Origin of the sequence: Rheinheimera sp. D18 (assembly GCF_004345025.1) — a bacterium.
Classification (GTDB): domain Bacteria; phylum Pseudomonadota; class Gammaproteobacteria; order Enterobacterales; family Alteromonadaceae; genus Alishewanella; species Alishewanella metallidurans.
This window is the reverse complement of sequence record NZ_CP037745.1, coordinates 1,798,201-1,818,460: the sequence shown is the minus strand read 5'-3', so window position 1 is coordinate 1,818,460 and position 20,260 is coordinate 1,798,201. Positions and strand designations below refer to the sequence as shown.

Annotated in this window: 20 protein-coding genes; 14 read left to right on the top strand and 6 right to left on the bottom strand. The window is 44.8% G+C overall.

Translation table 11 applies throughout. The features are described from left to right. From aroC to E0Z06_RS08570, 7 genes are all read left to right on the top strand, one after another. Window positions 1-1,119, top strand: a complete 1,119-nt coding sequence (gene aroC / locus E0Z06_RS08600; RefSeq protein ID WP_132583755.1) for a chorismate synthase — start codon at window positions 1-3, stop codon at window positions 1,117-1,119. A gap of 9 nt (window positions 1,120-1,128) precedes the next feature. Next, a complete protein-coding gene (locus E0Z06_RS08595) occupies window positions 1,129-2,286 on the top strand; it encodes an MFS transporter (RefSeq protein ID WP_132583753.1) in 1,158 nt (385 codons plus the stop codon). An 84-nt stretch (window positions 2,287-2,370) separates the two neighbouring features. Then, window positions 2,371-3,501 (top strand): ATP-NAD kinase family protein, encoded by a 1,131-nt coding sequence (locus E0Z06_RS08590; protein WP_132583751.1) that lies wholly within the window; start codon window positions 2,371-2,373, stop codon window positions 3,499-3,501. A gap of 1 nt (window position 3,502) precedes the next feature. Continuing rightward, window positions 3,503-3,793, top strand: coding sequence for a YfcL family protein (locus E0Z06_RS08585; protein ID WP_207903055.1), 291 nt, complete (start codon window positions 3,503-3,505; stop codon window positions 3,791-3,793). A gap of 88 nt (window positions 3,794-3,881) precedes the next feature. After that, window positions 3,882-4,499: an FKBP-type peptidyl-prolyl cis-trans isomerase gene (locus E0Z06_RS08580; RefSeq protein WP_132583748.1), complete on the top strand. Its 618-nt coding sequence runs from the start codon at window positions 3,882-3,884 to the stop codon at window positions 4,497-4,499. A gap of 101 nt (window positions 4,500-4,600) precedes the next feature. Further along, window positions 4,601-5,068, top strand: coding sequence for a GNAT family N-acetyltransferase (locus tag E0Z06_RS08575; RefSeq protein WP_132583746.1), 468 nt, complete (start codon window positions 4,601-4,603; stop codon window positions 5,066-5,068). A 43-nt stretch (window positions 5,069-5,111) separates the two neighbouring features. Next, window positions 5,112-6,164: an alkene reductase gene (locus tag E0Z06_RS08570; RefSeq protein WP_132583744.1), complete on the top strand. Its 1,053-nt coding sequence runs from the start codon at window positions 5,112-5,114 to the stop codon at window positions 6,162-6,164. A 61-nt stretch (window positions 6,165-6,225) separates the two neighbouring features. Here E0Z06_RS08570 and dsbB read toward each other — a convergent pair whose 3' ends face one another. Continuing rightward, window positions 6,226-6,762, bottom strand: a complete 537-nt coding sequence (gene dsbB, locus E0Z06_RS08565) for a disulfide bond formation protein DsbB (protein ID WP_132583742.1) — start codon at window positions 6,760-6,762, stop codon at window positions 6,226-6,228. 171 nt (window positions 6,763-6,933) lie between these two features. On the opposite strand from dsbB, the gene fadR reads away from it, so the two are divergent. Both fadR and E0Z06_RS08555 read left to right on the top strand, forming a co-directional pair. Next, window positions 6,934-7,650 (top strand): fatty acid metabolism transcriptional regulator FadR, encoded by a 717-nt coding sequence (gene fadR, locus E0Z06_RS08560; protein ID WP_132583740.1) that lies wholly within the window; start codon window positions 6,934-6,936, stop codon window positions 7,648-7,650. A gap of 132 nt (window positions 7,651-7,782) precedes the next feature. Then, window positions 7,783-10,023, top strand: a complete 2,241-nt coding sequence (locus tag E0Z06_RS08555) for an aminotransferase class V-fold PLP-dependent enzyme (RefSeq protein WP_132583738.1) — start codon at window positions 7,783-7,785, stop codon at window positions 10,021-10,023. 85 nt (window positions 10,024-10,108) lie between these two features. Here E0Z06_RS08555 and E0Z06_RS08550 read toward each other — a convergent pair whose 3' ends face one another. Next, entirely contained in the window at window positions 10,109-10,798 is a 690-nt protein-coding gene (locus E0Z06_RS08550) for a ChrR family anti-sigma-E factor (RefSeq protein ID WP_132583736.1), read from the bottom strand. Further along, the gene (locus E0Z06_RS08545; RefSeq protein ID WP_243695478.1) at window positions 10,782-11,435 is read right to left on the bottom strand and encodes a sigma-70 family RNA polymerase sigma factor; all 654 of its coding nucleotides are present in this window, start codon (window positions 11,433-11,435) and stop codon (window positions 10,782-10,784) included. The genes E0Z06_RS08550 and E0Z06_RS08545 overlap by 17 nt, the downstream gene beginning before the upstream one ends. A 180-nt stretch (window positions 11,436-11,615) precedes the next feature. Here E0Z06_RS08545 and E0Z06_RS08540 point away from each other — a divergent pair, with 180 nt between their 5' ends. After that, window positions 11,616-12,224: an NAD(P)H-dependent oxidoreductase gene (locus tag E0Z06_RS08540; RefSeq protein WP_132583734.1), complete on the top strand. Its 609-nt coding sequence runs from the start codon at window positions 11,616-11,618 to the stop codon at window positions 12,222-12,224. 185 nt (window positions 12,225-12,409) lie between these two features. Beyond that, complete coding sequence (locus E0Z06_RS08535; protein ID WP_132583732.1) at window positions 12,410-14,881, top strand: prolyl oligopeptidase family serine peptidase; 2,472 nt, start codon at window positions 12,410-12,412, stop codon at window positions 14,879-14,881. Window positions 14,882-14,973: 92 nt separating this feature from the next. On the opposite strand, the gene mscL is transcribed toward E0Z06_RS08535, so the two are convergent. Further along, a complete protein-coding gene (mscL, locus tag E0Z06_RS08530) occupies window positions 14,974-15,375 on the bottom strand; it encodes a large-conductance mechanosensitive channel protein MscL (protein WP_132583730.1) in 402 nt (133 codons plus the stop codon). A gap of 128 nt (window positions 15,376-15,503) precedes the next feature. Next, window positions 15,504-16,190 carry an RluA family pseudouridine synthase gene (locus E0Z06_RS08525; RefSeq protein WP_132583728.1) on the bottom strand — a complete coding sequence of 229 codons (687 nt, stop codon included), beginning with the start codon at window positions 16,188-16,190 and terminating at the stop codon, window positions 15,504-15,506. A 106-nt stretch (window positions 16,191-16,296) separates the two neighbouring features. On the opposite strand from E0Z06_RS08525, the gene E0Z06_RS08520 reads away from it, so the two are divergent. After that, window positions 16,297-16,971, top strand: coding sequence for an RluA family pseudouridine synthase (locus E0Z06_RS08520; RefSeq protein WP_132583726.1), 675 nt, complete (start codon window positions 16,297-16,299; stop codon window positions 16,969-16,971). Here the strand turns inward: E0Z06_RS08520 and rrtA are convergent. Further along, the gene (rrtA, locus tag E0Z06_RS08515; RefSeq protein WP_243695477.1) at window positions 16,952-17,542 is read right to left on the bottom strand and encodes a rhombosortase; all 591 of its coding nucleotides are present in this window, start codon (window positions 17,540-17,542) and stop codon (window positions 16,952-16,954) included. The two genes, E0Z06_RS08520 and rrtA, sit on opposite strands and share 20 nt — an antisense overlap. 195 nt (window positions 17,543-17,737) lie before the next feature. Between rrtA and ggt the strand changes: the two genes are divergently transcribed. Beyond that, window positions 17,738-19,498, top strand: a complete 1,761-nt coding sequence (gene ggt / locus E0Z06_RS08510; protein ID WP_132583724.1) for a gamma-glutamyltransferase — start codon at window positions 17,738-17,740, stop codon at window positions 19,496-19,498. A 12-nt stretch (window positions 19,499-19,510) separates the two neighbouring features. Beyond that, window positions 19,511-20,251: an enoyl-CoA hydratase gene (locus E0Z06_RS08505; RefSeq protein WP_132583722.1), complete on the top strand. Its 741-nt coding sequence runs from the start codon at window positions 19,511-19,513 to the stop codon at window positions 20,249-20,251. Window positions 20,252-20,260 lie beyond the last annotated feature (9 nt).

Sequence of the window (20,260 nt, the reverse complement as noted above, 5' to 3'; positions counted from 1 at the left end):
ATGGCTGGAAATAGCATAGGGCAGTTATTTAAAGTAACCACCTTTGGTGAAAGCCATGGGCCAGCTATTGGTGGTATTGTTGATGGTTGCCCACCAGGAATGACACTAACGGTTGAAGATTTACAAGAAGATTTAAATCGGCGTAAGCCCGGCACGTCGCGTTACACCACGGCCCGGCGAGAAGAGGACGCGGTAAAAATACTCTCTGGCGTATTTGAAAACACCACTACCGGCGCTAGCATTGGCTTGTTAATTGAAAATACCGACCAACGCTCACAAGATTATTCCAACATTAAAGACCAATTTCGCCCGGGGCATGCTGATTACACCTACTGGCATAAGTTTGGTATTCGTGATTATCGTGGTGGTGGCCGCTCATCGGCACGCGAAACTGCAGTACGGGTCGCGGCCGGTGCAATTGCAAAAAAATACCTGCGCGAGCAATGTGGCATTGAAATTCGTGGTTATTTAGCCCAACTTGGGCCAATAAAAGCTGAAGCATTGCATTGGCATGAAGTACACAATAACCCGTTTTTTTGCCCCGATCCGAGCAAGCTAGAAGCCTTAGATGACTACATGCGTCAGCTAAAAAAAGACGGTGATTCGGTCGGCGCGCGTATTAATGTGGTAGCAACCAATATGCCAGTAGGCTGGGGTGAACCGGTATTCGACCGGCTTGATGCCGATATTGCCCATGCCATGATAAGTATCAATGCGGTTAAGGCCGTAGAAATTGGTGACGGTTTTGCGGTGGTTGAGCAACGCGGTTCAACGCATCGTGATGAACTAACGCCCAACGGCTTTAGTGCTAATCATGCCGGTGGTGTGTTAGGCGGTATTTCGTCCGGCCAAGATTTACTGGTAAGCATGGCACTTAAACCTACATCTAGTATCAGCATTGCCGGTAAAAGTATTAATACCAGTGGAGAAGTGGTTGATGTTATTACTAAAGGCCGACACGACCCCTGTGTTGGTATTCGTGCAGTACCTATTGCTGAGGCGATGTTAGCAATAGTATTGCTGGATCATTACTTACGTCATCGCGCGCAAAATATGCACGTTCAGGTAACAACACCGGATATTGCGCGTAAGCAATCAGCTCAACCAACACAAGAATAACTGCGTTTTATGGCGTTAATCTCTGCTCGGCCAGCCTTAGTGCTGGCCTATTTTACCTACTTTGGCGTGCTAGGTATTTTTGTACCCTATTTTAGCCTATTTCTTGATGGCAGAGGTTTAAGCTCGGCAGACATCGGTTTGTTATTAGCTATTGTTACCGCCAGCCGTATTGTTGGGCCAACAGTGTGGGCGCTAGCCGCTGAACGCAGTGGCAAACCCCTATGGATAATGCGCATTGGCGCTTTATTGGCGGCGATAGGTTGGTTAAGTAGTTTTGCCGATTACGGTTTTTGGCCGTTACTCTGTGGTTTTGCTTTATTCAGTTTTTTTTGGACCGCTATTTTGCCGCAGCTTGAAGTGTCGGCGTTTGCCTTTTTAAATGATAATACCCAAGCTTACGGCCGTATCCGTACTGCAGGTAGCGTCGGTTACATTGTGCTAGTTATGTTGGGTGGTTGGTTATTTGAGCGCTACGGTAGCGAGTTTTTACCGCCTTCGGCGTTGTTGTTTTTACTGTTATTACTCGCTAGCTTATTTTTACTGCCCAAAGTGAGTATTCATGCGGAACTCACCAACGAGCATGTGCGTTTTAGTACGCTAATAAAAAACAGTGTGCTACTACGTTTTATGCTGGCAGCGTTATTATTGCAAATGAGCTTCTCGCCGTTTTATGGTTTTTTTACGCTGTATAGCCGTGATTTAGGCTATAGCGGTAGCCAAACTGGTTTATTTATTGGTTTGGCGGTAGCTGCCGAAATAGTGGCATTTTATTTTGCCGGTAACATTATGCGTAATCGCAGTTATCGGTTATTGCTTGGTGTGTGCTACGGCATTACTGTAGTGCGTTGGTATCTGCTTGCTGCCTTTGCAGATAATGTTTGGCTGCTCTGTTTTAGCATGCTGCTGCATGCAGGCAGCTTTGCTATCGCGCACAGCTGTGCCATGCAATTTATTCAGCAATTTTTCCCGAAAAAATTACGCAGCCGCGGGCAAGCGTTATATGCGGGCGTGATCTTCGGTGGCGGAGGAGCCATAGGTGCTTATTTTTCCGGCTTATTGTGGCAAAACGGCAGTGGTGCCAGCTTAACTTTTGGTATTGCTGCCTTGTTAGCTTTAGCCGCCACGCTGTTAGCAGTTAGTTTGCCAACAAAAACAGCTAAGCATTAATAAACCATAAAAAGTTGGGCTGTAAAAAAGTAACATTACGCCTTACAATGGCGCCCATTTTTAGCGCTGTAAAGGTATCGCAATATGGCAAGTGTGTTTCGCTTAGGGTTAATTATTAACCCGTTAGCTGGTTTAGGTGGCAGTGTCGGTTTAAAAGGCTCTGACGATAAGGCAGAGCAGGCGTTAGCATTAGGTGCCGTGCCTCAAGCGATGAATCGAGTAAAAACCGCATTACAAGAGCTATTGCCACAAAAACACCTAGTTGAAGTGCTTACCGTCGCTGGCGATATGGGCGAAAATGTTTGTCTTGAGCTTGGTTTTAGTCATCAGATTATTTATCGCAGTAGCACTTTACCTTCAACTGCGCGCGATACTGAAATCGCAGCTAAGTTAATAGCTGAGCAGGGCGTTGATTTATTGCTGTTCGCCGGCGGTGACGGTACTGCTCGTAATATCTGCACAGCGGTGTCAGAGCATACAACCGTGTTAGGTGTGCCAGCTGGAGTGAAAATTCATTCTGGAGTTTATGCTATATCGCCTCAGGCTGCGGGTAAGTTGGTGGCTAAACTGGTTACCGGCGAGCTGGTTTCGTTAAGCGAAGCTCCTGTCATGGATATTGACGAGCAGGCATTTAGCGCGGGTATAGTAAAAGCCCGTCGTTTTGGTGAAATGCGCATTCCCGCGCAGTTACGCTATGTACAAAGTGTAAAAATGGGTGGTCGTGAATCGGAAGAGTTGGTTTTGGCCGATTTAGCCGCGTATGTCACTAGCCAGATGGATGACAACGTACGTTATGTTATGGGTTCAGGCTCAACTGTTGCCGCCGTTATGGCCGAACTTGGCCTAGACAATACCTTATTGGGCGTAGACGTAGTAGAAAATGGCCAATTAATTGCCAAAGACGTTACAGCCAACCAATTATTGGCATTGGTTAGCGATTACCATAGCCAGTTAATTATTACGCTAATTGGTGGGCAGGGCCATATATTCGGTCGAGGTAATCAGCAATTATCACCTGCGGTTATTCGCGCTATTGGCCGAGAAAATATTTTACTTATTGCCGATAAAGCCAAGTTACAACAATTAGAGGGCAGGCCATTAATTGCTGATACTGGCGATAGCACCTTAGATAAGCAGTTAACCGGCTTAATTAATATTTTGACTGGTTATAATGATTACGTAATGTACCGCTTAGGGTACGAAGATGAGGAATAACATGAGTGCATTAGCAATACCTGAGCAATTTATTAATGCGGTAGCGGAGTTATTTGATGCCATAGTGCCAGTGGCAACTGACGATGAGCTATTTGCCTCAGGTTATTTACGCGGCCACTTTGATTTAGCCGTCGGCACATTGCAGGTAGATGGCGAGCCTTTTGCTGCTATCGACGTAATAACCCAAGTAAATAATACCTTGGAGTTAGCAATAGGTAATGGTGAGCTAAACCCGGAAGATCAGCAGCATGTTAATAAGATCTGGTCACAAGCTCAGCAGCTTGCCGCATAAGCCGACAAGACATTGATCTGCTTTTGCGCTAATATAGCGGCACTTTTTTAACCCGAAGCGAAAAGCTTCGTCAGCATAAGTGAAACTCATGTCAGATAAATATACAAAGCTTGAACAACACGCTAGTTACGGTATTGGCTTACAAATGGGCCAGCAGCTTGCAGATAACCCGTTTGACGGTTTAGATATTGATGCCGTTGCCGCTGGTGTTATTGCCGCCTTTTCTGAGAAAACGCCAGAAGTAAGCGACGAGCAAATTCGTGATGCGTTCAAAGTAATTAGCGAACGTATGCAAGCAGAGCAAGCTGAAAAAGCCGTATTATTGGCCGATGCAGGTGAAGCCTTCTTAGCAGAAAACGCTAAGCGTGCAGAAATTACGGTTACGGAATCAGGTTTACAGTACGAAGTATTGGTAGCAGCTGACGGTGAAAAACCAAGCCGCGACTCAACCGTGCGCACGCATTATCACGGCACGCTAATTGACGGTACGGTATTTGACAGCTCATATCAGCGTGGCGAGCCAGCTGAGTTTCCAGTATCAGGCGTTATTGCCGGCTGGACTGAAGCTTTACAACTGATGTCACCAGGTGCCAAATTGCGCTTATATATTCCTCACGAACTTGCTTACGGCGAGCGTGGCGCAGGTAATGCAATTGCTCCTTTTAGCGCACTAATTTTTGATGTAGAACTGTTAGCTATTCTGTAATACAGCGAGCTTAGTAAATAAGGCCCTGCAATGCAGGGCCTTATTGTTTTTGCCGCACTAAAATAGTGTTAATTGTTATTCGAGTTATTAAAAGGTGTTGTATGTACCAAATTCGCCCTTATCAACCTGGTGAAGAGCCACAGTTACGTGAACTATTTTATAACACGATACGTAATGTAAACGTTGGTGATTATAGCGCCGAGCAATGTGCGGCGTGGGCGCCAACGCGGTTTGATATTAATGTATGGACCAGACGGATGGCACAAAGCGAACCCTTTGTTGCTGTGCATAATGAGCAGATAGTCGGCTTTGCTGATGTACAAGCTGACGGCTACATTGATTACTTTTTTTGCCATCAAGATTATCAAGGCAAAGGCGTAGGCAAAGCTTTGATGCAGCACTTGCTGAAAATGGGGCGCCGTTATGGTGTAAAACGCTTTTATGCGAATGTCAGTATTACGGCTAAACCGTTTTTTTTGCGTAGTGGTTTTCATATTGTCACAGAACAGCAGGTTGAAATTCACGGTGTAACCTTAACCAATTTTGTCATGGAAAAACGGGTTAGTTAATTGAGTTATGCTTTCACAGAACTAGGTTTTAATAGGATTACAGATGCCAACTTTATTCGACCCACTGCAATTGGGTGATTTACAACTTTCTAACCGTATTATTATGGCACCTTTAACTCGCTGTCGAGCCAGCGAAGATAGAGTACCCAATGAATTAATGATTGAGTATTACCGTCAACGGGCTAGTGCCGGTTTAATTTTAACCGAAGCCACTGCCGTTACGCCAATGGGCGTGGGCTATCCTAAAACACCGGGTATTTGGTCTGAGCAACAGGTTGCTGGTTGGCGCAAAATAGTCGATGCCGTACATCAGCTTGGCGGAAAAATCATGCTGCAGTTGTGGCACGTGGGCCGTATTTCCGATCCGTTTTATTTAAATGGTGAATTACCGGTTGCGCCTAGCGCTATTGCCGCACAAGGGCATGTTAGTTTAATGCGGCCGAAAAAAGCTTATGTCACACCGCGTGCTTTAGAAACTAAAGAACTTGCGGCAATAGTAGAGGCGTATCGTAAAGGCGCTGAAAATGCCAAGTTAGCAGGGTTTGATGGTGTTGAAATACACGGCGCTAATGGCTATTTATTAGATCAATTTTTACAAGACAGTACTAACCAACGCACTGATAACTACGGTGGCAGCATTGAAAATCGTGCGCGCTTAATGCTCGAGGTTACTGATGCAGTGATTTCAGTATGGGGCGCAGGACGAGTAGGTATGCATTTAGCACCACGAGCCGATTCGCATTCTATGGGCGACTCACAGCGCGCTGATACCTTTGCTTATGTTGCGCGTCAACTTGGTAAGCGTAAAATCGCTTTTATTTGTGCGCGTGAAGCCCAAGCAGATGACAGCTTAGGCCCAATACTTAAACAGCAATTCGGCGGCGTGTACATAAGTAACGAGAAATTTGATTTAGCCTCAGCAAACCAAGCTTTAGCTGATGGTATAGCGGATGCGGTTGCCTTTGGCGTGCCTTACATTGCTAACCCTGATCTCGTGCAGCGGTTTGCTATAGACGCGCCGCTAAATGCGGCTAAACCAGAATTGTTTTACAGTGATGGTGAGCAAGGTTATACCGATTATCCAACATTAGAGTAATAGATAGATTTAGCCGCACGTTAAGTGCGGCTAAATCTAATAATCAGTATAACAGAGCAAATTAACCGCGGTAAGGATTGGCACTTAGCCTAACTGGCTGAACTAATAGCATTACTGCTGCTACAGTTGCATAGCTATACAGTGCTACTGCACTCCAAAACGCCATGCTTTTATCAAGCAGTTGCCAGTTGGTGTCGCCACAACTGCCGGTAGGTTCAAATACTTCGGGTAACCATTTATCTAGTGGCATCCACTGAGGAAAATCAGCAAATAGGGCACAACTAAAAAAGCCACCTTCTGCCAGCATTTGTTCAATCTCTAACAGCTCATTAGCTTGGAATATGCCAAATATAGCCGCTGCTAACATACCTAGCAGCGCGGTAACACGCAGCAGCATAGACGCTGGCGCTAAAAATCCGATAAGGCTTGCTAATAGAATGCCAGCGAAACCGCTACGCACATAAATACATTTAATGCAGGGCTGCATATTAAGGCCGTATTGGAAATACAACGCGGTACCTAATAATGTTAAACAAGATAAAGCAACTAACGCCCAAGCCCAGCGTTGCTTCGATAAACGTTTGAAATTTTGTAGCATTTTTTATCCTTCTCAACGGGATTTTTTCGTGTGCTGTCGCTAATTTACGGCATTTATTAACAATGTACAATCGGCTCGTACAGCCGGCTATTTTTTGACTGTGTCTTGTTAACTGATGGCGCTCTGGTACAATCAGTGCAAATTTGTAAACCAGAAGACGGATAGATCCGCATGACTAATCTGATTAAAGCGCAAAGCCCTGCTGGGTTCGCCGAAGAGTATATCGTCGACTCGATATGGAATGGAAAATTTGCACCTGGCTCCATATTACCTGCAGAGCGTGAATTATCAGAACTTATAGGCGTTACCCGCACTACGTTACGTGAAGTATTACAACGTTTAGCCCGTGATGGCTGGTTAACTATTCAACACGGTAAGCCAACTAAGGTAAATAATTTCTGGCAAACTTCGGGGTTAAATATTCTTGAAACGCTAGCGCGTTTAGATGAAGAACATATGCCAGAGTTGGTTGATGAGTTGTTATCAGCAAGAACCAATATTAGTGCTATTTATATTCGTGGTGCCATTAAAAACCATCCGCAACAAGTTGTTGATCTTTTTGCTGGCGCTGAGGCGTTAGATGATACAGCTGAAGCCTTTGCTGCATTTGACTATAATTTAAACCATGAATTAGCATCGCATTCAGCTAATCGGATTTATGTGCTGATTTTAAATGGTTTTCGTGGCTTATATAACAAGATTGCCCGTTTTTACTTCTCGCATCCTGCGGCACGCGAGTTAGCACGTCGTTATTATCATCAAATTAAGCTATACGCTGAAAACGGTAAGTTTGATGAAGTGGTATTTGCTGTGCGTAAATACGGTAAAGAAAGCGGTTTAATCTGGTCGGAGTTACGGCCCCAGATCCCTAAAGATTTAATTGAATAAATAGTGTTAAATAAACCGCCTTTTGGCGGTTTATTTTTTTGTGTCGTCACCACGCTTGAGCTTAGAGCTGATGGCAGTTATTATTAAGCGATATATCTTATTCTTTTTGGTTATAAATAAGGGAGCCCTTGCATGACCAGCCAGTTGCATCATGAAATTTATCTTGATAACAACGCTACTACACCGGTATTGCCAGCAGCAGCGGCAGCTGCAATGCACACTATGCAGCGTGGTTTTGGTAATCCTAGCAGTAGTCACGCAACAGGCATTAAGGCAAAGGCTGAGCTTGAAGCCACGCGAACCTTAGCACGTCAGCTTATCGGTGCTTGCACCGGTGATATTGTTTTTACTTCAGGCGCGACTGAAGGTATTCAAACGTCTATTGTTTCAGCGTTACTAGCTGCACGTGAACGCGGCCTTGTCGGGCCAGCTACCTTATTGCTTTATGGCTCAACTGAACACAAAGCTGTGCCTGAAAGCCTTAAACATTGGAACAAGGTGCTTAACCTAAATGCCACAGTAATGGCCATTCCGGTTGATAACAACGGCATACTCGATAGCGCATTTATGACAAAAATGCTGCCACAAGCGGCGATGATTTGCACTATGGCGGCCAATAATGAAACCGGCGTAAAGCAAGATTTAGCCAAGCTAGAGCAGCTAATTCGTAGCGCTAACCCGCAGGTGTATTGGATGGTCGACTGTGTACAAGCACTTGGCAAAATGGCATTAAACATTGCCACAACCAGTATTGATTACGCGCCCTTTAGTGGACATAAACTTTATGCGCCCAAAGGCATCGGCTTTTTATATGTACGAAAAAATGCCCCTTATAAAGCCTTTATTGCCGGTGGCGGCCAAGAAAGTGGCCTACGCTCAGGCACAGAAAACTTACCTGGTATTGCTGCTTTACATGCGATTTTTTCTGAGCTGGCAAAAACACAAGGTTCGGCGTTTCAAGCCGAAGAAGTGCTGTGGCAGTACCGGAACGATTTAATTACGGCATTAAAAACCGTATTTCCAGCAATGGTGCTCAATAGTGATATACCCTATGTGGTGCCAACCACTATTAACTTTTCGGTACCGGGCTTTTACAGCAAAGACATTATGGACTTGTTCGACGCCGCCGGTATTCGTGTAAGCTCAGGTTCGGCTTGTAGTTCAAAAGTGCCTACTAGTTTTGTACTTGATGCTATGGGGCTGGAACCATGGCGCTCACAGGGTGCCATTCGCTTGTCGTTTGGCCCAGCGATGACTCAACAAGAATGTCAGCAAGCTTGTGCCGCTATTAAGCCATTAGCTGATATTGTAAATAAGCATTGTTTAGTCTTAACTGACGCAACGCCAACACTAGAAATTCATGCCAGTGGTTTATTGCAATTAAAACATGAAGCGCTGTGTAGCTATGTACTTATTTGTCAGGATAGCCGCGTAGCAATGGTAATTGATCCGGTTTTACCATTAGCGAGTCGTATAGCGAGTATTATTCAAGGCCAAGGTTTAAAGCTAAAGGCAGTATTAGATACCCATTTACATCGTGACCATTTATCAGCCCGCCAAGAAATTATTGCTTTGCTTGGCGACTGCACCGAAAAAGAGCCATGCGATGCTTTAGGCTGGCCGCTACAGGTTGATACCCTAAGTTGTGGCCGTTATAGTTTAACCAAATTAGCTACACCTGGACATACGCCAGAGGCAGTGAGTATTCTACTGCAGCAAGCTAAGCAGCTTTGTGCGGTGTTTGCTGGTGACTTAATCTTACCAGGTGGAGTTGGCCGCACTGACTTAGCTGGTGGTGACATGGCGGCTCTGGCACAGAGTATACGGCTATTGGCGGCAACAATTAATGAAGATACGTTAATTTTATCTAGCCATGATTACGCCCAGCGCTTTTTCACCACGCTGGCTTTAGCACAACAAGAACTGCCGGCACTTCATGCTTTGCTACAAAATATAGACAATGGCCAATGGCAGCAGCAATTACAGCAGCAGGCAATAGAATTACAAAAGTTGAGTCAGCATCTTTGTGGCTTAGTTGAAGTAAGCTTATCAGACGCTACTGATGTTATTGCTGTAGAGCAGTTAACGGGTTTTATGCAGCAGTGGCCAGATTTACAGGTTGTGGATGTTCGCGAGCCGCATGAGCAAAGTGCGGGGGCATTAACCCAGTATTTGCCGCAGCGTTACCCCGTATTAGAAATACCCTTATCAAAACTCGCCGATGCGCTTATCAATAATGTTATTACACCGGCACAACCTTTTTTACTGGTATGTCGTTCGGGCAACCGCAGTTTAGTGGCATGTAAGGTGTTAGGGCGCTTAGGTTTTAAACAAGTATTTAATTTAAAAGGTGGCACCGCACTATTGCGTTAGGTTACTCGGGGGTTAAAAACAAAAAAAGCGCCAACACAATTGGCGCTTTTTTATTTGTTAAAGGCTGATATTTTTAGTGGCGCTATTAAAAAAAGAACTGTTGTAACGGGTTTAATAATCGCGTTAAGCCCTTTTTAAACTGTAATGGCGCACTTAGAACTGACAGACACAAACAATCTTCGTCGGGTAGGGTGCGTGGTGTATGCGTGTCATCTGGTGAATTAATTAGTAAGTCACCAGCATGGTATTCGCCATTTTCATCGACAATTTTACCTGATAATACTAACGTCATTTCAAGGCCTAAATGCGTATGCTGCGGTACCTCTGTACCTTTGCTGATATAGAGCAAAGACACATGGTGATCACTGCTAGTTGGTAATGTTGCTGTAGCAATGCCGCCTAAATGTAACCATTTACCGTGGCTCGCCGATAAACGCTGCAACGCACGGGGCAGTTTAAATTCACGTTGTGAAACCATGATAGATTGCAACGCGTTACTGGATGTTACCTCGTTAGCTATTGGTTTCATGCTCGTTTGTTCAGTTTGTGCCAGCACACTGTTGAGCATCGCATCCCAGTCTGTGGAGTTTGTGGTAACGCGTTGCTCTACAAACTGACCGGCTAAATCATTGGTAATATCTTGGCTTAATTGCTGACAATGTGGGCATAGGTCAATATGCGCAGCAAGCGCCAACGACACATCAGCAGTTAAATAGCCTTCAGCAAATTGTTCTAGCAATGCAGTGCTAGGGTGAAACTTAATTGCGTGTGCCATCTAATGCCTCTCTTAATCTGTCTAACGCCAAGCGGATCCGAGATTTCACGGTACCCAGCGGAATGGCTAATTCGTCTGATACTTCTTGGTGGGTTTTTTCTTGTAGATATACTCTTTCCATTACATCGCGCTGAGCTGGCGGTAGTAAGTTGAAGTGTGGTGCAAGTTTTTCTGATAACAGCTGGATATCCCATTGTGCAGATGCGTCTTCAGACTCAGGCTCAGGGTATTCACCATTTAACCATAGATCATCAGCGCTAATGTCGTCTTTACGGCTTTGCTTTTTGCGCAGCATATCAAAGCGCACGTTACGAGCAATGGTATAAATCCAGGTAGAAGCACAGCCTTTAGTAGCATCGAATAGTGCCGCTTTTTTCCATACATTTAACATGGTGTCTTGCACCATTTCTAACGCTTGTTGCTCGTTACCAAACATCTTCATACCAAAGGCTCTTAACCTTGGCGCAAAGTAATTAAAAAGTTCGGCGTAGGCTAATTTGTCACGTTTTAACGCAACAAAGGTCAGAGCTTCTTCCCATTGTTGGTGTGTCTGTTCTTGCGCGGTCATTAGCTGTGCAGTATCCACGTTTGAATGGGGACGTACATCATGCCCTGAGCCTGTAGTTAACTTCAACATGTTTTATGTTCCTGCATCGGGTGCTACCAACATTGTTGCGATATAACCATATTTACGCGTGAGAACCGGTATTGGATTAAGTTTAATTAAATTAAAAAGTAGAAAGGTATGTGCGTTTTATTGCGATTTTCTACCTAAAAAAACACTGTATTATAAGCAAACTACTAACGGGAGACGTTCATGAAACACATTTTAGTGATTAACAGTTCTATTAACGGTGACAAAGGTCATTCGGTTCAGTTAGCACAACAATTTATCGCCCAATTGCCACAAGACCGCTTCAAACTGGATACGCTGGATTTAAACGTCACACCGGTGCCGCATTTGGATATGACAGAAATGGCAGCGTGGATGACACCGGTAGATCAACGCAGCATTGAGCAGCAGCGTTTGGCGGCTATTTCTGATGATATTATTGCCAGAATTAAACTAGCCGATGTGATTGTTTTAGGTGTACCTATGTATAACTTTGGCATACCGTCACAGTTAAAAGCCTTGTTCGATCGGGTAGCGCGTGCTGGCGTTACTTTTAAATACACTGAGCAAGGCCCCGTAGGCTTGCTGGATGACAAACCCGTAGTTATTTTTGCCACTCGCGGCGGTGTTTATCAAGGTTCAACTATGGATAGCCAGACGCCATTTTTACAAAGTTTCTTTAACTTTGTTGGCTTAAAAAAACTCCAGTTTATTTATGCCGAAGGCCTTAATATGGGGGCTGAGTCGCAACAAGCGGCGCTTAATGCGGCCATGGTTAGTTTAACTGAAATCAGCGCAAAAATAGCCGCTTAATTTTGCTTTAGCTATGCCATTATTGTTTATTTACACACTATTTGCCGGTCTAGTTTAGACCGGCTTTTTTCTGTCTATTAATCTTATCTGGCCCGCTGTCAGCCGCATCTGAGGTATGTCATCTTGCGTTAGCACTCAAGGCTTTGTATAACAGCTAGTCTTTTACTTATTATAAGAATTTAACTATGCCCAATATTCGTTATTCTGTGTTGGCGGTTGCCTTGTGTAGCTTGGCACTGATCAGCCCATTACAAGCAAAAAAGTCAGAACCACAAAGTTATCAAACCACCACCATTAGTGTGCCTAGCGTATATACCGCCGACCCAAGTATTAAGTTAACCCTAGAGCAAATTATGGCTGATCCAGATTGGCTGGGCCGTGAGCCAGAAAGTGCACACTGGAACTACGACAGCCAGCAGGTGTATTACCAACGAAAACAGCAGGGTAGTGAATTACGAGATTGGTTTGCTCGACCGCTAGCGGCTAACGATAATGGCAGCGCTGTTACATTGGCGCAGCAACATCAAGCCGGTAGCGCAAACGCGGTATACAATGCTGATCGCAGCTTGCAAGCTTATGCGTTTGAAGGTGATATTTATGTTCGAGATATGGCAAGTGGCAAGCTAACGCAATTAACCCGAGACAACGCCACACAATATGCGCCAGAGTTTTTACTTGATGGCCGCTTAACTTACCGTGAAGGTTGGAACTGGTATGCCGAAAATTTAACCAGCGGCCAACGTATTGAATTAGTGAGCCTTAAAACAGAAGATCAACCTAAAGGTCCAACTAAGCCAAAAGGCTATTTAGCCCAAGAGCAGCATAAATTGATTGAGTTTGTCGCTTTGCAGCAAAAAAACGCGGAGCAACGTTTTGCGGCCAAACAGCAATTGCAGCAACAAAATAGTAACATTGCCGCGGCTGCGTTTTATCTGGGTAAGGGCATGCAGGTGGTTGGCGCTAGCCTGTCACCTAAAGCAGATTATATGCTGGTGTCGGTGCGTAAAGCGGGTAAACGCAACGAAAAAGACATCATGCCTAACTATATTACCAGCAACGGTGATATCGCCGCTGAAGCAGTGCGCGCTAGGGTAAACGATGTTACGCCAGAGCCACAGCGTATTATGTTATTAAGCCTGCTTGATGGCAGTAGTACCGAGCTAAGTTATACCAGCTTGCCTGGCTATAACGAAGATGTGCTTGCAGAAGTAAAGGCTGAAAACGCCAAAGCCAAAGGTGAAAAATATAAATCTGAGAAGGTGATCCGCGATATTGGTTTAATGGATGATTGGTATTGGAGCCAAGGAGCAATTCGTTGGCATGCATCAGGCCAGCAAGTGGCACTGATGTTAAAAGCACTAGATAACAAAGATCGCTGGATAGCGACAGTAGATATTAAAAACAAAACCTTAGTACCACAGCATCGGTTGCATGACACTGCATGGGTTAATTACTCATTTAATGATTTTGGCTGGTTAAATAACAGCGACAGCTTGTATTACTTATCCGAAGAAAGCGGTTATTCGCATTTATACGTTAAACCGCTAAAAGGTAAAGCGAAAAAACTAACCCAAGGCACCTTTGAAGTTAGCGAGCCAATATTAACTAGCAATGATGCTTATATTTATTTTAAAGCTAATAAAACCCACCCAGGCAATTACGAGGTATATCGGGTTGCATCTACCGGAGGCGATGTTGAGCAGCTAACCAACCTAGGCGGCAGTACGAGTTTTACTTTGTCGCCAGATGAACAAAAGCTCTTACTGCAGTTCTCGACTAATTTATTACCGCCAGAATTATATGTTGCAGATGCTACGCCAAATGCAGCGGCCAAACGCCTTACCGACACGATGTCGGAACAGTTTAAAAAGTTGCCTTTAGTTGCGCCACAAGTGGTAGCCGTGCCATCAAGCCATGGTAAGCAGCCGGTGTTTTCTAAAGTGTATTTACCGGCAGATTATAAAGCAGGCGATAAGCGTCGGGCAGTTGTTTTTAACCACGGTGCGGGTTATTTACAAAACAGCGATTTAGGTTGGTCGGGATACTTTCGTGAGTTTTTATTCCATAACCTGTTGGTACAACAAGGTTATGTAGTATTGGATATGGACTATCGCGCCTCTGCGGGTTATGGCCGCGATTGGCGCACTGCAATTTACCGTAGAATGGGTACGCCAGAAATTGAAGATTTGGCCGATGGTGTTAACTGGTTAGTCGACAACGCCAATGTTGACCGCAAGCGCATTGGTACCTACGGTGGCTCATACGGTGGCTTTATGACCTTTATGGCACTGTTTACACAACCTGATTTATTTCAGGCCGGCGCGGCACTGCGTCCAGTGAGCGATTGGGCTTATTACAACCATGGTTACACGTCAAATATACTTAACTCACCGGCTATTGACCCTATTGCTTATGAGCGCAGTTCACCCATTTATTTTAGCCAAGGTTTAAAAAAGCCGCTGCTAATTAACGCGCCTATGGTTGATAACAACGTGTTTTTCCAAGATGTTGTACGTTTAGTGCAGCGCTTAATTGAACAAGAAAACAATAACTTTGAAACGGCAATTTATCCGGTTGAGGCACATGGCTTTCGCCAGCCAAGCAGCTGGTTAGATGAATATCGTCGGATTTATAAGTTGTTTGAACAAAACCTATAATCTCTGTAATTAGTATGAAATAAATAGTACTGAGCAAATAAAAACGTCTCCCAAGGGAGACGTTTTTATTACTAAACCAGTATAAGTAATTATTACTTTTTCAGTAAATCACGAATTTCTGTCAATAAAAGGATATCCGCAGGTGTTGCTGCTGGTGTGGGTTCAGGCTGTGCTTCTTCTTTTTTCTTTAACGAGTTCATCGCTTTAACACCAACAAAAACGGCAAAAGCAATAATGATAAAGTCGATGATAGTTTGCACAAACATACCATATTTAATCACTACTTCAGCTTGAGTTTCCGTAGCCTGCTGAATGATCACTGCAAGGTCGCGAAAGTTAACGCCACCAAGCAACACACCAATAGGTGGCATAATAACGTCACTAACAAAAGAAGAGACAATTTTACCAAAGGCCGCACCAATAATGATACCGACTGCCATATCCACTACGTTGCCACGCATGGCAAATGCTTTAAATTCCTGCAGCATACTCATATTTATATTCCTGTGTTATTTTTTATTGTTTGCTTGGCCAAGGCTCAATTTTCGCTTGGCAACCCTCGCACTATAGCTAGATACAGGTTTTTTGTCATTAATCGGTTTTGTTGTTTTTTTACGTTTAGTTACACAATGAGCGTACCCGCGGCCGTAACAAAATCGCTATCAGCATTAAAACTTAAGCGCTCACCATTGTAAGGTTGATTAAGCTGTAATGATGCGGCATGCAGCTGTAATCTGCTTGCCGCAGCCAGTGCTTCAGTATGGGCATAAAATGCATCGCCTAAAATAGGGTGGCCTAAATGTAACATATGTAGGCGTAACTGGTGCGAACGGCCGGTTACGGGCCTTAACTCGACCAATGCACGATCAGTTAATTGTTGTAGCACTGTATAATGGGTAACGGCTGTTTTGCCGGTTTGCAGGCAGACCTTTTGTTTGGGTAAATTCTCTGCGTCAGCAATTAGCGGTACATCAATGCTGCCACTGGTTTGGGCCAGAGTGCCCCAAACCATAGCTAAGTAGCGTTTACTGACACTACGGTTAGCAAACTGTAATTTTAACGCGGCTTCAGCTTTACGTCGCAGCGCGATCACCACCACGCCGGAGGTTGCCATATCTAATCGGTGTACTAACTGCGCTAGCGGGTATTGTTGTTGTACGCGGCTTAATAGGCAATCGGCTAAATGTGGACCACGACCGGGGTTAGTTAATAAGCCGCTAGGTTTATTTAACACAATTAGATCTTTGTCCTGATAGATCACCTCAAGCCAAGGTTCAGTTGGCGGCTGATAAATAAACAGATCGCTCATAGCATTATCGGTTAGAGATTAATGTGTCTAGCTTAGCTGAATTTACTCGGCAGACAACTGGGTTTTACGGCATAATAGCCAACGTTTTAATTGCTAAGAGCCCATTATGACTGATAGCGCTGAAAGTTTAGCCATACTGCCTGCCACTACCGAGCCTTATCAAATCGTTTATGAAGACGATGTGCTGTTGGTAGTAAATAAACCTGCCAAGTTATTAACGGTGCCGGGTCGACATCCAGAAAATCAAGATTGTCTTATTACTCGAGTACAGCGTGAGTTTATTTCGGCACAAGTAGTACATCGACTGGATTACGATACTTCTGGCTTAGTGCTGCTGCCACTAACCAAGCGTGTGTTATCTGATATTAGTAAACAGTTTCAAGCGCGTAGTGTGCAAAAACATTATGTGGCCGTGGTTGATGGCCGGCTGGCGCAAGCTAAAGGTGTAGTTGATTTACCTATTGGCGCAGATACAGAAAACCGGCCGCTATATAAAGTGTGTCATATAACAGGTAAGCCATCGGTTACCCGTTATCATCGCTTAAATTTTGCTAGTGAAACCCTACAAAGTCGAGTGCAGTTAGAGCCTGTAACTGGGCGCTCACACCAGTTACGTGTGCACATGTTAGCGCTGGGGCATGCGATACTTGGTGATACGCTGTATGCTACGCCAGACATTGCGGCCAAAAGCCCGCGCCTAATGTTGCACGCCGAATATATCCGTTTTACTCATCCGTTAACGGGTGACGTACTGAGTTTTACTACGCCAGCACCGTTTTAATACGATAAAACACGCTACTAATAACACCCAGCATAATACCACTAATAACGCCATACAAGTGTGCATCTACTGCAACATTGGCGTTAATTAGCTCGGCTAAATCGGTGTCTGGGCCAAAGCATTGCTCCATTATTACCTTAGCCACTAGCCCTATGAGTAATAGCCAGCCCGTGGTCATTTTTAGTTGTATGTCTTTTATTGCGCCTAACGCCAGCATGGCGTGTAACAGCCCCGATAAACCAACGTAAATCCGGATATCTGGCGAAAAATAATATAACGCTAAACCTATCGCTACGGCACAAAGTAACCATTGCCATGCTAACTGACGGTAGCTGAAATAAACCGCGTGCAGCGCCATGGCAAGCAATAAGCCACCAATATTCATTATTAAATGCCAAGTATTGCTATGCAGCAGATGCCCCGTTATTAAGCGCCAATATTCGCCAGCAGTAATATCGGTGTAATTGTATTGCAGCATGTTTTGCCACTGCTCTGGTAGCCATGCCAATACCAGCATGATGGCGGCTAATAATAAATAAGGCAGGTAATGTTTTAGCGTAAAGTTAGTCAAACTGATGTCATCGTTATTAGATTATGCTGCCTATGCAAAACGATCTGAAGGTTTGGGTCAAGGAATATTACAAACTTCGTCAGTTTATGCGATAAAGCTGCTTATTAGTTGGCCTAGTAACCTTTGTTAATATTGATATTGGCGCTTGTTCTGGTTAGGGTATAGCTACCTTGTTGCGAGATGACAGCACTTACTATGTTTCTACCTTTTAATACCCTTCGCACAGCGCTATTTGGCATTAGTCTAACGCTATGCGCTTTTTCTACGTATTCAGCGTTAGCCCAGCAAGAAAGCCGAGAACCAGAGGCCGCTACCGGGCGTTATCAGCAACAACTGGTCACGAGTAAAAGCTATATGGTAACTGCTGCCCACCCCATTGCAACCGAAGCGGGTAGGGCGATACTGGCCAAAGGCGGCAGTGCAGTTGATGCAGCTATTGCTACTCAACTTATGCTGGGGTTAGTGGAACCGCAAAGTTCAGGTATCGGCGGTGGTGCCTTTATGCTGCACTGGCAAAATAAACAACAGCGTTTAACCTCGTTTGATGGTAGAGAAACGGCACCGGCGAGCGCCACCCCCTTATTGTTTACTGAAAACGGTAAATTAATGGACTGGCGTACAGCCTTTGTTGGCGGTAAATCTGTTGGTGTGCCAGGTGTGGTAGCTATGTTGTACGAAGCACATCAGCAATACGGCAAATTAAAATGGGCCGAGTTATTTACCGATACGATAGCCGCAGCAGAACATGGCTTTGCACTTTCTAATCGAACCGCGGCGCAATTAGCTAAAGGCTGGAACCCTGGCGTAGCTGAATTTGATGAACCTAAACAGTATTTTTTCCCAAAAGGTAAAGCTCGGGTAGAAGGCGAAATAGTAAAAAACCCAGCTTATGCTGCAACATTAAAGGCAATAGCAAAAGAGGGGCCTGCGGCGTTTTATCAGGGTGAGCTGGCTAAAGCGATCAGCGAGCGCGTGCAAACAGCGCCCGTTAACCCAGGTAAGCTAAGTGTCGCTGATCTGGCAAATTATAAAGCCATTGAGCGTGACGCGATTTGTATGCCTTATCGGGTGTATAAAGTATGTGGTATGGCACCACCAAGCTCAGGCGGTGTTGCGGTATTACAAATTTTAGGTCTATTGCAGCAATTTGATATGGCAAAGTTGGCACCAGACAGTATCCAGGCAACACATTTGTTGGCACAGGCGGCAAAGCTGGCGTTTGCCGATCGAGATCGTTACGTTGCCGATCCCGCATATGTTGCTGTGCCTGTTGCTGGCATGTTAGCGCCAAATTATTTAGCTAGTCGAGCTACACTTATTGATCCGCATAAAAATGGCGCACTTGCTGTTGCAGGCGAACCTAAAGATGCACCGGCGCTTATTTCTGCTAGTTCACCAGAGCTACCTAATACTAGCCACTTTTCTATTGTTGATGCTGAAGGTAACGCCGTTAGCATGACGACGAGTATTGAAAACGTATTTGGGTCGGGCCTAATGGTTGGCGGCTTTCTACTCAATAATCAGCTGACCGATTTTAGTTTAAGCCCAGTACAAGATGGTTATTTAGTGGCTAATCGGGTTGAATCGGGTAAACGGCCGCGCTCGTCAATGGCACCGATGATGGTGTTTGACCAACATAACAAGCTAGTGCTGTTAATCGGCTCGCCTGGTGGTAGCCGGATTATTAACTATGTAGCGCAAAGCCTAGTTGCCATCTTAGATTGGAAACTAGATGTACAGCAGGCGCTTAATTTGCCGCATATGACGCACCGAAATGATTATTTAGCATTAGAGCAGGGCACCGTGCTAGAGCAGCAACAAGCGACGTTTGAAGCTATGGGTTATAAGGTGCAGCTTCAAGATCTCAACAGCGGTTTACATGTCATTATGCTAACGTCAGATAGTTTGCAAGGTGCCGCCGATCCGCGCCGTGAAGGCAGTGTTGCGGGCAAGTAATAGGGAGTTAGTATGACGGATATTTTTCAGTACCGATTTGACGGTGTCGTGCATATTCATTTAAATCGGCCAGAGAAAAAAAATGCACTTAGCCAGCAAATGTATCGCGAGCTGACTTTGGCACTACAGCAGGCGGCTACAGATGACAGTATTAACGTCGTGTTATTACAAGGTACTAAAGATTGTTTTAGCGCCGGAAATGATTTACACGATTTTTTGGGTGCTGGAGCGTTAAACGCTGAGCATCCAACGGTACAGTTTTTGTATGAGTTAGCACAGTTTCCAAAGCCAATAATTGCGGCAGTTGCCGGTTTAGCCATAGGCATAGGCACGACGGCATTACTGCACTGCGATCTGGTGTATGCCGCGGACAACGCCCGTTTTCAATTACCTTTCACCCAATTAGGCTTATGCCCAGAAGCGGGCTCTAGCGTGCTATTACCAAGTGTTGTCGGCTACCAAAGAGCGGCGCAATATCTATTGCTAGGCGAGAGTTTTACCGCCGCGGACGCATTGCAAATGGGTTTGGTAAATCAGGTTGTAGCCATGGATGCGCTAACTGAGCTGGCAGTACAAAAAGCCATTAAGCTTGCTGCATTACCTGCAGCTGCCGTGCAAACGAGTAAAGCTTTACTAAAACGCACAACGCAGCAAATAACGCTTGAAAGTATAACGGCAGAATTACAGCAGTTTCAACGTTTGCTAAATAGTGACGAAAGCCAACAGCGGATAGCTGCATTTTTTCAGCGCTAAAACAGGGTG

Coding starts and splice junctions, on each gene's coding strand:
- aroC (WP_132583755.1), top strand. CDS start 1: ATGGCTGGAAATAGCATAGGGCAGTTATTTAAAGTAACCACCTTTGGT.
- E0Z06_RS08595 (WP_132583753.1), top strand. CDS start 1,129: ATGGCGTTAATCTCTGCTCGGCCAGCCTTAGTGCTGGCCTATTTTACC.
- E0Z06_RS08590 (WP_132583751.1), top strand. CDS start 2,371: ATGGCAAGTGTGTTTCGCTTAGGGTTAATTATTAACCCGTTAGCTGGT.
- E0Z06_RS08585 (WP_207903055.1), top strand. CDS start 3,503: ATGAGTGCATTAGCAATACCTGAGCAATTTATTAATGCGGTAGCGGAG.
- E0Z06_RS08580 (WP_132583748.1), top strand. CDS start 3,882: ATGTCAGATAAATATACAAAGCTTGAACAACACGCTAGTTACGGTATT.
- E0Z06_RS08575 (WP_132583746.1), top strand. CDS start 4,601: ATGTACCAAATTCGCCCTTATCAACCTGGTGAAGAGCCACAGTTACGT.
- E0Z06_RS08570 (WP_132583744.1), top strand. CDS start 5,112: ATGCCAACTTTATTCGACCCACTGCAATTGGGTGATTTACAACTTTCT.
- dsbB (WP_132583742.1), bottom strand. CDS start 6,762: ATGCTACAAAATTTCAAACGTTTATCGAAGCAACGCTGGGCTTGGGCG.
- fadR (WP_132583740.1), top strand. CDS start 6,934: ATGACTAATCTGATTAAAGCGCAAAGCCCTGCTGGGTTCGCCGAAGAG.
- E0Z06_RS08555 (WP_132583738.1), top strand. CDS start 7,783: ATGACCAGCCAGTTGCATCATGAAATTTATCTTGATAACAACGCTACT.
- E0Z06_RS08550 (WP_132583736.1), bottom strand. CDS start 10,798: ATGGCACACGCAATTAAGTTTCACCCTAGCACTGCATTGCTAGAACAA.
- E0Z06_RS08545 (WP_243695478.1), bottom strand. CDS start 11,435: ATGTTGAAGTTAACTACAGGCTCAGGGCATGATGTACGTCCCCATTCA.
- E0Z06_RS08540 (WP_132583734.1), top strand. CDS start 11,616: ATGAAACACATTTTAGTGATTAACAGTTCTATTAACGGTGACAAAGGT.
- E0Z06_RS08535 (WP_132583732.1), top strand. CDS start 12,410: ATGCCCAATATTCGTTATTCTGTGTTGGCGGTTGCCTTGTGTAGCTTG.
- mscL (WP_132583730.1), bottom strand. CDS start 15,375: ATGAGTATGCTGCAGGAATTTAAAGCATTTGCCATGCGTGGCAACGTA.
- E0Z06_RS08525 (WP_132583728.1), bottom strand. CDS start 16,190: ATGAGCGATCTGTTTATTTATCAGCCGCCAACTGAACCTTGGCTTGAG.
- E0Z06_RS08520 (WP_132583726.1), top strand. CDS start 16,297: ATGACTGATAGCGCTGAAAGTTTAGCCATACTGCCTGCCACTACCGAG.
- ggt (WP_132583724.1), top strand. CDS start 17,738: ATGTTTCTACCTTTTAATACCCTTCGCACAGCGCTATTTGGCATTAGT.
- E0Z06_RS08505 (WP_132583722.1), top strand. CDS start 19,511: ATGACGGATATTTTTCAGTACCGATTTGACGGTGTCGTGCATATTCAT.